The 11,711-nt window shown below is 68.3% G+C and carries 14 protein-coding genes; 5 read left to right on the top strand and 9 right to left on the bottom strand.

Annotated elements, in window-relative coordinates; translation table 11 throughout:
- Nucleotide 1: 1 nt before the first annotated feature.
- Together AC1RR5_RS24560 and AC1RR5_RS24555 are read right to left on the bottom strand one after the other, a co-directional pair.
- The gene (locus AC1RR5_RS24560; RefSeq protein WP_492925974.1) at nucleotides 2-295 is read right to left on the bottom strand and encodes an FAD assembly factor SdhE; all 294 of its coding nucleotides are present in this window, start codon (nucleotides 293-295) and stop codon (nucleotides 2-4) included.
- A 23-nt stretch (nucleotides 296-318) separates the two neighbouring features.
- On the bottom strand, nucleotides 319-1,050 hold the full coding sequence (locus AC1RR5_RS24555; protein ID WP_492926033.1) for a class I SAM-dependent methyltransferase: 732 nt from the start codon (nucleotides 1,048-1,050) through the stop codon (nucleotides 319-321).
- 122 nt (nucleotides 1,051-1,172) lie between these two features.
- Here AC1RR5_RS24555 and AC1RR5_RS24550 point away from each other — a divergent pair, with 122 nt between their 5' ends.
- The gene (locus AC1RR5_RS24550) at nucleotides 1,173-2,819 is read left to right on the top strand and encodes a DEAD/DEAH box helicase (RefSeq protein WP_492925972.1); all 1,647 of its coding nucleotides are present in this window, start codon (nucleotides 1,173-1,175) and stop codon (nucleotides 2,817-2,819) included.
- Between the two features lie 60 nt (nucleotides 2,820-2,879).
- On the opposite strand, the gene AC1RR5_RS24545 is transcribed toward AC1RR5_RS24550, so the two are convergent.
- Nucleotides 2,880-3,662: an HTTM domain-containing protein gene (locus AC1RR5_RS24545; RefSeq protein ID WP_492925970.1), complete on the bottom strand. Its 783-nt coding sequence runs from the start codon at nucleotides 3,660-3,662 to the stop codon at nucleotides 2,880-2,882.
- On the bottom strand, nucleotides 3,560-4,000 hold the full coding sequence (locus tag AC1RR5_RS24540; protein WP_492925968.1) for a hypothetical protein: 441 nt from the start codon (nucleotides 3,998-4,000) through the stop codon (nucleotides 3,560-3,562). The genes AC1RR5_RS24545 and AC1RR5_RS24540 overlap by 103 nt, the downstream gene beginning before the upstream one ends.
- Nucleotides 4,001-4,161: 161 nt before the next feature.
- On the opposite strand from AC1RR5_RS24540, the gene AC1RR5_RS24535 reads away from it, so the two are divergent.
- Nucleotides 4,162-4,434, top strand: coding sequence for a hypothetical protein (locus AC1RR5_RS24535; RefSeq protein WP_492925966.1), 273 nt, complete (start codon nucleotides 4,162-4,164; stop codon nucleotides 4,432-4,434).
- Here the strand turns inward: AC1RR5_RS24535 and AC1RR5_RS24530 are convergent.
- Entirely contained in the window at nucleotides 4,431-5,582 is a 1,152-nt protein-coding gene (locus AC1RR5_RS24530) for a glycosyltransferase family 61 protein (RefSeq protein ID WP_492925964.1), read from the bottom strand. The genes AC1RR5_RS24535 and AC1RR5_RS24530 overlap by 4 nt on opposite strands.
- Nucleotides 5,583-5,618: 36 nt before the next feature.
- Nucleotides 5,619-7,076, bottom strand: a complete 1,458-nt coding sequence (locus AC1RR5_RS24525) for a coniferyl aldehyde dehydrogenase (RefSeq protein ID WP_492925962.1) — start codon at nucleotides 7,074-7,076, stop codon at nucleotides 5,619-5,621.
- Nucleotides 7,077-7,272: 196 nt separating this feature from the next.
- On the opposite strand from AC1RR5_RS24525, the gene AC1RR5_RS24520 reads away from it, so the two are divergent.
- A complete protein-coding gene (locus AC1RR5_RS24520) occupies nucleotides 7,273-8,334 on the top strand; it encodes a GGDEF domain-containing protein (RefSeq protein WP_492925960.1) in 1,062 nt (353 codons plus the stop codon).
- A gap of 135 nt (nucleotides 8,335-8,469) precedes the next feature.
- Nucleotides 8,470-9,273 (top strand): enoyl-CoA hydratase/isomerase, encoded by an 804-nt coding sequence (locus AC1RR5_RS24515; protein WP_492925958.1) that lies wholly within the window; start codon nucleotides 8,470-8,472, stop codon nucleotides 9,271-9,273.
- Here AC1RR5_RS24515 and AC1RR5_RS24510 read toward each other — a convergent pair.
- The 3 genes from AC1RR5_RS24510 to AC1RR5_RS24500 are packed head-to-tail and all read right to left on the bottom strand — an operon-like array spanning nucleotide 9,260 to nucleotide 11,043.
- Nucleotides 9,260-9,667, bottom strand: coding sequence for an ACT domain-containing protein (locus AC1RR5_RS24510; RefSeq protein ID WP_492925956.1), 408 nt, complete (start codon nucleotides 9,665-9,667; stop codon nucleotides 9,260-9,262). The genes AC1RR5_RS24515 and AC1RR5_RS24510 overlap by 14 nt on opposite strands.
- A complete protein-coding gene (locus AC1RR5_RS24505; protein WP_492925954.1) occupies nucleotides 9,664-10,068 on the bottom strand; it encodes a DUF6165 family protein in 405 nt (134 codons plus the stop codon). The genes AC1RR5_RS24510 and AC1RR5_RS24505 overlap by 4 nt, the downstream gene beginning before the upstream one ends.
- Complete coding sequence (locus AC1RR5_RS24500; protein ID WP_492925952.1) at nucleotides 10,069-11,043, bottom strand: glycosyltransferase family 9 protein; 975 nt, start codon at nucleotides 11,041-11,043, stop codon at nucleotides 10,069-10,071. It lies immediately after the preceding gene.
- A gap of 100 nt (nucleotides 11,044-11,143) precedes the next feature.
- On the opposite strand from AC1RR5_RS24500, the gene AC1RR5_RS24495 reads away from it, so the two are divergent.
- Nucleotides 11,144-11,704 (top strand): TetR/AcrR family transcriptional regulator, encoded by a 561-nt coding sequence (locus AC1RR5_RS24495; protein WP_492925950.1) that lies wholly within the window; start codon nucleotides 11,144-11,146, stop codon nucleotides 11,702-11,704.
- Nucleotides 11,705-11,711 lie beyond the last annotated feature (7 nt).

Genomic DNA, 11,711 nt, shown 5'->3' with positions numbered 1-11,711 from the left:
CTTAAGCGCCGTCCCCGGCCGGGCGCGATGCGTGCGCCTCGAACCTGAACGCACGGATCATCGCCAGGACGTCCGTCTCGAACTTTTCAGGCGTCGGCTCCTGGCCGACGATCCAGGCGTAGATCTCGCGGTCCGACTCTTCGAGCAGGGTTTCCAGCGTATCGATCTGTTCTAGGGTCAGGTTCGGGCCATGGACGTCCGCGAACGGCCCCAGAATGAGGTCCGCTTCCCGGAAGCCGCGATGCCAGGCGCGGAAACGAAGGCGTCGAAGGCGGGAGTCGTGGTCGATGGTCATATGCGGCCGGATATAGAGCGACGTTACGGCTTTCGCCACTCCATGATGAGGTACCAGGGCGCGCGTCGGTATCTGTCAGCACGTTCCAGCGGACCGCCCATGGGCGCCGGCTCGTCGAAGTGGGTCAGGACCAGCCCCTGGCTCAGGAACCACTGCATGTAGTCCTTCAGCGGCCGGTGCCAGTTGATGATCTCGATGCCACGCCAGCGCTGCCAGGTGGCGCGGACCTCCAGATAGCGGTCGATGCCGAAATGCGCAGGCCGCCCCAGCAGGTCGCGCCGCCAGCCGTCGCCGGCGCGGGCGCTGGAGAAGCCGGTCAGGTTGGCGACCAGCAGGGTCCCGCCCGGCTTCAGCACCCGGACCATCTCCGCGATCGCCTGGTCGGCGGCTGCAATGTCGATCAAGGACAGACACGCGACCACCAGGTCGAAGCTGGCGTCGGCGAAGTCCAACGCCTCGCCCACACCTTCTACGTAAAGCCCGTCCGGATCCTTCGCCCGCGCCGCCTCCAGCAGCTCTACGGTCGGATCAAGGCCCACTGGATCGAAGCCTTCGCTCCGCAGGATCCGGCAGAACCGCCCTTCCCCGCAGCCGATATCCAGGGCGCGGCCGCCGTCCAGCAAGCGCAGCCGAGCGATCATCGGCGCGTCCAGGACATATCGCCGGCCGTAGTCTCCGGTCTCGCCCATGTCGGCGATCCAGGCCTTGGCCGAAGCTTTCCAGCCGCCGTCGCTCATCTTCCGAATACCCCCTATCGCCTTGTGGCGATTGACTTTGCCGACGTTCGGCCTATTTATCCCCACCTTCGGAGCAGGTCTGGCGAATCCGCGCCGCCCGCTCGCCCAAGCACGGGCGGCTCCGATCAGACCAGCGTGTAATGACAGAATTCACCGATCTCGGGCTCTCGCCCACGACCCTGCAGGCGGTCGCCGACACCGGCTATACCACTGCGACCCCCATTCAAGCCCAGGCCATTCCGGTCGCCCTCGCGGGCCAGGACGTGCTTGGCATCGCCCAGACGGGCACCGGCAAGACCGCCGCCTTCACCCTTCCGCTGATCGACCGGCTGCAGTCGGGCCGCGCCAAGGCCCGCATGCCGCGCGCCCTGGTCATCGCCCCGACCCGCGAACTGGCCGACCAGGTGGCCGCCAGCTTCGAGAAGTACGCCAAGGGCACCAAGCTCTCGTGGGCGCTTCTGATCGGCGGCGTCTCGTTCGGCGACCAGGAAAAGAAGCTGGACCGCGGCGTCGACGTGCTGATCGCCACGCCGGGCCGCCTGCTCGACCACTTCGAGCGCGGCAAGCTCCTGATGACCGGCGTGCAGTTCCTCGTCGTCGACGAAGCCGACCGCATGCTGGACATGGGCTTCATCCCCGACATCGAGCGCATCTTCAAGATGACGCCGCCCAAGAAGCAGACGCTGTTCTTCTCGGCCACCATGCCGCCGGAAATCACGCGCCTGACCAAGCAGTTCCTGAAGGATCCCGTGCGGATCGAGGTGGCCAAGCCCGCCACGACCAACGCCAACATCACTCAGCTGATGGTCAAGGTTCCCTCTTCCGATCCCAAGGCCAAGCGCCTGGCGCTGCGGGCCCTGGTCGAGAAGGCCCAGATCGAAACCGGCATCGTGTTCTGCAACCGCAAGACCGAAGTCGACATCGTCGCCAAGTCGCTGCGCGTGCATGGCTTCGACGCCGCCGCGATCCACGGCGACCTCGACCAGAGCCAGCGCATGAAGACCCTGGCGGACTTCCGCTCGGGCGCGCTGAAGATCCTGGTGGCCTCGGACGTCGCCGCGCGCGGTCTCGACATTCCGGCCGTCAGCCACGTCTTCAACTACGACGTCCCGCACCACGCCGACGACTACGTCCACCGCATCGGCCGCACTGGCCGCGCCGGCCGCACGGGCGTGACCTACATGCTGGTCACCCCGGCCGACGACAAGGGCTTCGACAAGGTCATCAAGCTGATCGGCTCGACCCCGGAAGAGGAGAAGCTCGAGCTCGACTACTCCAACGCCGTGACCGTCAAGCGCGACGGCGACCGTGACCGCAAGCGCGGTGGTCGCGATCGTGGTGGTGATCGCCCCGAACGCGGCGAACGTCCCTCGCCGCGCAGCCGTGGCCGTCGCACCGAGGAAGCCGCCGCCGACGCGCCGGCCGAAGCTGTCGTCGCCGCTGCCGAGGCTCCCGAAGCCGCCGTCGCCGAAGAACGTCCCGCCCGCGAGCGCCGCCCGCGCCGCGAACGCGATCGCGCCCCTCGCGCCGACGCCGCTCCGGCGGTTGAAGCCGAGCGTCCCGAGCGCGCTGAGCGCCCCGCCCGCGCCGAACGTCCGGAGCGGGCCGAACGCGCCGAGCGTCCGGAACGTAGCGAGCGTCCTGAGCGTAGCGAACGCCCGGAACGCCCCGAGCGTCCGGTCCGTGGCGTCCAGCCCGTCCGCGACCGTGACGACGACGATCGTCGCGTGGTCGGCTTCGGTAACGACGTCCCGGCCTTCCTGGCTCGCCCGCCACGCGGCAAGTAAGGCTCAGGCCTCGATCGAATGACGAAGGCGCCGGACGCGAGTTCGGCGCCTTTCGTTTGCCTAGTGGAACAGCCGCGCCTGCAGCCACAGGATGGCCGGATAGACGGCCAGCCAGATCCAGAAGAACCGGTTCAGGCCAAACAGGCAGGCATTGGCCAGGTGGAAGGTCGCCGCCACGACCAGCCCCGCGATCAGGGCCGGCTTCCACAGCAGGGTCAGCGGGAAGACCAGCTCGAACCCCATCACCGCCCACGACATCGCCAGCAGCACGCGCGGCCGGTCGGTCCAGGCGCGCAGGGCCTCGCTGACCGGGTAGGCCGAGAAGCGGAAGACATCGGCCAGGGCCCGGCCCGAGCGCCAGTCGGGGTTGATGATCTTCACCCCGCCGGAGATGAAATAGGACAGGGTCAGCTGCGCGCCCAGATAGCCGAAGGCCAGCTCCTGCAAGGCCGGCGTCGGCAACAGGCGCGCCGCGGTCAGGCACCACAGGGCCAGCAGCCCCATCCGGTCGCTGCCGCCGTTATACGGCCCCTCGAAGCGGTAGAGGATCAACACTGACAGCCCCGCCAGCCCGACCAGCGGCCAGGGCGCGGCGATACCCGCCAGCACCAGCAGGCACAGGACGATCCGGGCGCCGAACAGCGCCTGCTCGTTCCGGAATCGCGTCAGGTGCTCCAGGCTCTGCTGGATCAGGGCCAGGACCAGCAGGATCTCGGTCAGGCGCGCCGCGAAGGACAGGCTCATCGGACCACGATCTCCGCCAGAAGGCGCGGCGCGGGCTGGAACAGCACCTCCTCGACCAACGCCTCGCCCACGCGGCTGACGAACACCAGGCGGAAGCACAGCCAGGGTCGCTCGGCGTCCTGCGGCTCGCGCGCCAGATCGGCGGCGATACGCTTGAAGATCTGAGCCTCGCTGTGGCCCGGATCGTCGTCGGTCAGGCGATCGGCGCAACCGGTCACGAACAGGGTCTCGTTCCAGCGCGGGTTCCAGACGAGGCGGGTCAGCATGGCCAGGGGCGACAGACGCTGAGGCCTGGGCCGAAACACCCGCCATTCGCCCGAGGCGTCGCCGATCGAGCGCAGCCGGGCGTATTCGACGCGCGGCGCCGGGGCGATCACGTCGAAGAAGTTCCAGGACGGGATCAGCGCGGGCAGGAGCAGCTTCAGGGGACTGCGCACGGGTCCCTCCAGAATCGACGAGCGAGATCGGAGCCTAGCCGGGAGAGCGCCTGCAGCCCAATGGCCAGACTGACGGAACGCTGTTATCGTAGCGCACGTTTTCGGCTTGATCGCGCCGGAGTTCGGCAGATCTGGCCCAACAAGAATGGGAGGACTGCAACGTGGCCGCCATCGAACCCGAACTCGACAAGGAAGCGATCCTGATCTCGCACGAGAAGACCTATCACGCCTTCTCGGTGCTGCTGCGCTGGTCCATGCTGGGCCTGGCGGCCTCGATCAGTGGACTGACGGTGTGGTTCGCCACGCCGGGCGGTTTCTGGGGCGGCCTGTTCACCTTTGCGATCGTCTGGGTCGCCGGCTATTACGGCATGGTCAAACGCGAGGAGCAGCAGTCGCTGGATCCTTGGGCTCCGGGCCGCAAGGGTATCCTCTAGAGCGCTGCATCCACGAACGCCAACAGGTCGTCCAAGGGCGGCCTGAAGGCGAACTTGAAGCCGCGACGGAACCTGGCCAGCACCGGCGCCATGCGCGCCGGGCATGGTGACGCGCAAACATAGCCGCGCCAGTCGACCCCGACCTGGCGACAGGCCGCCCTCACCCACTGGCTGGTAAAGTTCAGCGGCTGGATCTCGACGACCCGCGCGCCACGCGGCAGGAACACGGCGTTGGCCAGGGCCGCGCCGCTGGCGCCGACCAGGACTTCTGCGTCGCGCATCAGGGCCACCTGCTCGCCGGCGCTCAGGGTCTCGGGGCGGACGATGGTGAAGCCGCGCGCGGCCAGGGCCTTCTCGAATGCCGCCTCGCCCACCATCACCCGCATCGACTGGCCTCGGCGCGAGAGGTAGACGCGCTTAGCTCCTGTCCCCGCCGGCGCCCGCTGCAGGATCCGGGCGGCGACATCGGCCAGCAGGCCGTTCGGGTGGTGCAGGAAGTGATCCATGCTGGCCGAGAAGGTCGCGCGCTTCAGCCGGACGACCGGCGCCTCCACCTCTTTGACCTCGCGACCGAGGAACGCCATGGCGATCAGGTCGCGCTGCCAGGCCGAGAGCTTCGGGGCCAGCACGGGCGCGTCGTCCAGCAGGCCGGCCTGCTCCAGGACCAGCAGCGACGGCAGGGCGTCGATGAGAAAGTGGCCGTAGTTGAAGGTCGCGCCCCACGGCAGGAACACCGCCCCGTGGTCCAGCACAGGCGCGTCAGCCGGCGGCGTGAAGCGCGCGGCGTTGTCGCTGACGCCGGGCAGCGCCGACAGGTCCTGGGAGCCGTGCCGCGCCTCGCCGATGGTGGCGTTGTACAGCGCCCCGTCCGCGCCGATCAGCCCGCCGAAGCGCGGAAACCACCAGCTCTCGCCGATCGCGCACATGGCCGGTGTATCGACATAGGGCGGCGCGTCGATGTCGTAGGGCCAGGCGGCGGCCTCGGGCCCGCCCAGCAGGCCGTTCGACGCGCCGGCCGAGGCGTCATGCTCCGGCGACCAGGCCGCCCCCGTCTCGCCCCGCGCGAACCGCTCGCGCAGTTCCGGCGTCTGCATGCGCGGCAGATCCTGGGCTTCGATGATGGGGCGCAGAGTCAGCGGCGCGGTCATGCGCCGCTTGGAGCATGCCGCGCCGTCCTGTTGAAGCTACTTCTTGATCTGCCCCGCCAGGTACTTGCGGATCCCCTCCCCGTACGGCGGGCGCAGGCCCAGCATTGGGGCGATGTCCTTCTTCAGCTGCTGGAACACCGCCTTGCGGTGACTGAACTCGCGGAAGCCGTCGTGGCCGTGATAGGCGCCCATGCCAGCCGGGCCGACGCCGCCGAACGGCAGGTCCTCCTGGGCGACGTGGAAGATCACGTCATTGACCGTGACGCCGCCGCTGGTCGTGCGCTCCAGCACCCGGTCCTTCTCGGCCTCGTCGGTCCCGAACCAGTAGAGGGCCAGCGGCCGGTCGTGGGCGTTCACATAGTCCACGGCCTCGTCGACGTTTTTGTAGGTCTTCACCGGCAGGACGGGACCGAAGATCTCCTCCTGCATCACCTTCATGTCGTCTGTGGGGTCCAGGATCAGGGTCGGGGCGATCTTGCGATGCTCCTGCTGGGACAGATCCTCGCCGGCCGGATTGATCTCGACGATCCGCGCGCCCTTGGCCCGGGCGTCGTCGACATAGCCCTTCACCCGGTCATAGTGGCGCTGGGCGACCACGGCCGTGTAGTCGGGATTGTCCTTCAGGGTCGGGAAGTAGCGGCCGACGGCGGCCTGGGCTTCCTTGACGAAGGTCTCGACCTCTTCCTGCGGGGCGAAGACATAGTCGGGCGCCAGGCAGATCTGGCCGGCGTTCAGGGTCTTGCCGTTCATGATCCGCGCCGCGGCCGTGGCCATGTCGGCGCCGCGCGACAGGATCACCGGGCTCTTGCCGCCCAGCTCCAGGGTCACCGGCACCAGGTTCTCGGCCGCCGCCCGCATCACGTGCTTGGCCACGGAGGTCGCGCCGGTGAAGACCAGATGGTCGAAGGCGAGGCCCGCGAAGGCCTGGCCCACCTCGGGTCCGCCGACGAACACCGCGACCTCTTCCTCCGAGAACGCCTTGGCAAACATCGCCTTCAGCAGGTCGGAGGTGGCGGGCGTGAATTCCGACGGCTTGATCATCGCCCGGTTGCCGGCCGCGAAGATGCCGGCCAGCGGCGCGAAGGTCAGGTTGACCGGGAAGTTCCAGGGGCTGATCACGCCCACCACGCCCTTGGGCTGGTACTGCACGCTGGCCTTGGCGCCGAACAGGCCCAGGATCGCCGGGGTCGTCTTGCGCTTTTCGGGGCGCGCCCACCTGGCGACGTTCTCGCGGGCGAACTTCAGCGGGCCGATCGAGCCGGCGACGTCGGTCAAGGCCGTGGCCTCGGGCGAGCGCGAGCCGAAGTCGGCGTTCACCGCCTTGGCGATCTCGGCCTGGTGACCGATCAGGAGGTCGATCGAGCGGTTCAGCCAATCGATCCGCATCTCGACGCTGGGTGGCCCATTTTTCACGTGCGCGGCCTTTTGGCGCTGCAACACGTCGTTCATCGCCGCCTTATGGGCGTCGAAGGACAGATTCACCGGTGCATTCATGGCGTTGTCGCTCCTCCCCAGGATCCGCCTTACGCTGCGGAACTTACCTTATCAGCGATCACCATGAGCGAGCGGAAGGTCGTGCGCAAGTGAACGTTGTTCGTTCTTAACGGCTCGTAAGAACTCTCGAGTTTAAGGTCGCGCTCCAAGCGATCGGTGTTTCCGCAAGGGAAGCCGCCGATGGGGGAAGAAGAAAATGTCGGACGTCGAAACCACGCTGCGCGGTCCAGAGGCCTACAAGATCGCCGCGCGCGCCCTGGAGCTCATGGAACGCCACCAGGTGTGGCCGACCGCGCTGAACTTCGAGCTGTGGACCCACTACGTCGCCGACCCGGACGGCGCCCTGGCCCGTGAGCTGACCCGACTGATTTCCCTGGGCGAGCCGATGACCGAGCTGGTCAGCGAAGAGCTGGCCGCGACCTACCTGCCCAAGGCCCGCCTGAACGAACAGATCCGCGACGCTGGCGACATCCTGTCCAAGGAACTGGAAGCCGTCTCCAAGGCCATCCAGAACGCCCAGAAGTCGAACGCCGCCTTCGGCAAGGAGCTGGCCGGCGCGACCAAGAGCCTGGACAAGTCGACCGACGTCGACGCCATCAAGGCCGTGGTCGGCAACCTGGCCGACGCCACCCGCCGCGTGCACAAGGAAAACCAGTCGCTGGAAACGCGCTTGGCCGACTCCACCGCCGAGGTCGAGCGCCTGCGCGAGCACCTGGAACAGGTCCGCCGCGACGCCACCACCGACGGCCTGACGAACCTGGCCAACCGCAAGGCCTTCGACGAAGAGCTGGAGCGGGCCTGCGCGGAGGCCGACGAGCAAGGCGCCACGATCTGCCTGGCCGTGCTCGACATCGACCACTTCAAGGGCTTCAACGACACCTGGGGCCACCAGACGGGCGACCAGGTCATCCGGTACGTCGCCTCGGTGATCGGCCGCGTCGCCGCCCCGCCGCGTTTCGCCGCGCGCTATGGCGGCGAGGAATTCGCCATGATCTTCCCGCGCGAAGCCGCGTCGGCCGTCGCCACCACCCTGGAAGAGATCCGCGTCGAGGTCTCCTCGCGCATGCTCAAGCGTCGCTCGACCAACGAGGACCTGGGCGCCATCACCATTTCGTCGGGCTTCGCCGAACGCACGCCGGGCGAGCACGGCCACTCGATCATGGAACGCGCGGACGCGGCGCTCTACGCCTCCAAGCGCGGTGGTCGTAACCGCGTTACGGCGGCGGAATCCATGCCCGCCTCGGCCAACGCGGCCTAAGCTTCTTCAGCAGAAGACCTACCTGGCGCCGCCGTTCCGTGAGGATCGGCGGCGTTTCCTTTTGAAGATTCTGCTAGCCTTCCCAAGGGGCAAAGGCGCCTAGACTCTCCCTAACGAACCAGGGAGGCCTAAGCCGTGGACTACCAAAAGATCCGTGTCTCGACGCAGGACGGCGTCGCCACCGTCACCCTGTCCGATCCCACGACGCTGAACGCGGCCAGCCTGGAGATCGCCCGCGAGCTGATCCACGCCTTCTCGTCGATCGCGGCCGGCAAGGTCGAGGCGCGCGCGGTGATCCTGACCGGCGAAGGCCGCGGCTTCTGCTCGGGCGCGAACCTGTCGGGCGGTGGCGCGGCCGGACGCGAACTGGACGTCGACGGCAAGCCCGACGCGGGCTCGGCGCTAGAGAACACCTACAACCCGCTGATGACCCTGCTGCGCGACTTCCCGCTGCCGATCGTGACGGCGGTGAACGGTCCGGCGGCCGGCGTCGGCTGCTCGATCGCGCTGATGGGCGACATCATCGTGGCGGGCGAGAGCGCCTACTTCCTGCAGGCCTTCTGCCGCATCGGCCTGGTGCCCGACGGCGGCTCGACCTATCTGCTGCCGCGCCTGATCGGCAAGGCGCGGGCCATGGAGATGATGTTGCTGGGCGACAAGATCCCGGCCGCCACCGCGTTCCAGTGGGGCCTGGTCAATCGTTGCGTGCCCGACGACCAGCTGATCCCGACCGCCCACACGCTGGCGCTGGAGCTGGCCAAGGGTCCGGCGGCGCTGGGCGCGATCCGCAAGCTGGTCTGGGACAGCCTGGACAGCGACTGGACCGGCCAGCTGCACGCCGAACGCAAGGCCCAGAAGTTCGCCGGCAAGACCGAGGACTTCATCGAAGGCGTCAGCGCCTTCCTCCAGAAACGCGCGGCGGCGTTCAAGGGGCGCTAGCGGCCGCCTGCAGGGCCAGCAGGATCGCGACGGCCTCGTCGGCCCGCTCGGCCGGCACGAAGACGTGATCGTGGTTCAGCGCCGCGACCATGTTGCAGGCGATGCCGGCCTTGGCCAGCGCCGTGGCGACAGCGGCGGTCAGGCCGACGCCGTCCAGGGCCGAATAGACGTTCAGGGTGATCAGAGCCATCGGCCCTTCGACCGGAAAGCCGGCCGCTTGAGCCGCGTCGCGCTCAAGGATCAGGCTGACGCCCTCGGTCTCGTGGAACATGGCCAGGGGCTGCAGCGCCGCCCAGTCACGGTCGCCGGCCGCGCAGAAGACATACGCCCCAGGCTTCAGCGCCGGCGTCATGCCCGCGACCATTTCTCGAGCGTCGCGAACGACTTGCGTCACGTTTCGGATGTTCCGAGGTAGGGCTTGTAGCTCTTCTCCTCGACGATATCCGAGCCGGCGGCCTCGTTGATGGCGCGCTTGATGGCGGCGCGCTGGTCGTTGTCGATATAGACGCGGCGCGCCAGGGCTACGAAGTCCGGGCCAAAGTCCTGGCGGCGCTCGCAGTCGCGCTTGCCATCCTCGATATCCCAGAGGGCGGCGTTGACCGTCGTGAGTTCCTCGGTAAGGCGGGCGATGTCGGCGTTGTCGGGCAGGTGCTCGGCCGCCGTGGCTTCCAGCAGGGCCAGCTCCTTGCGGACATTGGCTTCCTTGGCCGGATCGCCGATGCGCTGGGCCTTGACCCGTAGGATGGTGATCTTGTCGACCAGTTCGCCCGCCGAGATCGGCGCGAGGATGGACATTCAGGAGGCTCCGGCAACCAGCGTCTGGAGGGCGTCCCAGGCCGCGTCGATCGGCAGGGCGTCCATGCCGCTTCCGTAGTCCTCCGCGACCAGCATCTCAAGCCGCTGGGCAGCGGGACGGAACTTCACCGACTTGCGGCGGTCCTGTTGCAGCGACAGCAGCGGCGCGCCGCCGGCAGCCAGCATATGGCCGGGTCCGGCGTCGTTGGCCACGCCCGCCGCCAGGCGTCCGGCCAAGGCGATGACCAGCAGCGGCCCCTTCACGCCCGTGAAGCCGTCGGTGCGGTTGCGTTCGGGCTGCAGCGCCTGCGGGACCTCGCGCGCAGCCACGGCGGCGTCCGCAGCCTCGTCCGGACCGAAGAAGAACACCGGCGTCCAGCCTTTCGTAACCACGCGGCGGGCCAGCTCCAGATAGTTTTCCAGCGGCCAGCGCTTGTCCTGGCCGCCCGCACCGGGCGCCAGGCCCACATAGGTCGGACCGGCCGGCAGCAGGGCCTCGGCGGCCTTCAGGGCGTCGGGATTGGTCAGGGCCAGGGGCCGCACCGCGCCCTGCCCGTCCGTGGCCAGATCCAGCAGTCGCGCCAGGCGATCGGCGACCGCCACCGGCCAGTCCTTGTCGCGCGCATGGCGAGCCGCGGAGACAAAACGCCCCGCCGCGCCGCGCTGGGCGACGCCGCTGCGGCCGATATGCTCCTGGGTGTCGATGACGAGGTCGAACTTGCGGCCGCCGAACGGTTTGCTCCACGGCATCATGTCCAAGGGCCGGCCGCCGTTCGAGCCTTCAAGGATCAACTCGTCGATATAGCCGGCCACCACGCCCTTCAGCGGGCCGGCATAGACCGTCTCGACCTTGGCCGCGCACCAGCTGATGCGCGCGTCCGGAAAGGCCGCCCGCAGGCCGGCGATGAAGGGCAGCTTGATCAGGCCGTCGCCGATCACCTCGCCCATCGAATAGATCAGAACCGTCTGGACCATGGCCGTGTGTCGCCGCGTCGCTGCGCCGGGTCAATCACGATCACGAGAATGTAAGTGAACGCTCACTTGCATTTCAACGCAGCCGTGCGATGCTCTCCTCATGAGCGCCAAACCCCGCATCGAACGCGCCGCCCTCGAGGCCTTTGTCGTCGAAGGTGTCGACGCGACCACCACCAAGACCATCGCCGCCCGCGCGGGCGTCTCGGAAGGCGCGATCTACCGTCACTGGAAGAGCAAGGACGAACTGGCGGTCGGCCTGTTCATGGACTGCCACCGCCGCCTCTCGACCCTGATCGAGGATGAGGCCAGCGCCGCCGATGGCATCAAGGCCAAGGCCGCCGCCTTGGTGACGGCCTATTGCGCGGTGGCCGACGAGGACTGGCTGCTGTTCTCATTCCACCTGCTGCAGCTGCACCACTTCCTGCCCTACTACCAGGAGGACGGCCGCGACCCGGTCACCCAGGTCGAGAATGTGATCAAGCGAGCGATGATCGCCGCCGAACTGCCGCCGGGCGACCCGCGCGTGCTGGCCGCCATGGCCATCGGCGTGATCACCCAGACCGCCCAGAACAAGGCCTATGGCCGCCTAGGCGCCGACGCCCTCTCAGCCCACGCCCCCCTCATGACCGCGGCCGTCCAGGCCGTGCTCTTTGCTCGCTAGGAACCGA

The sequence above is a fragment of the Caulobacter sp. GW821-FHT11E11 genome, from assembly GCF_058808315.1.
This window is presented reverse-complemented; position numbering and strand designations above follow the sequence as displayed.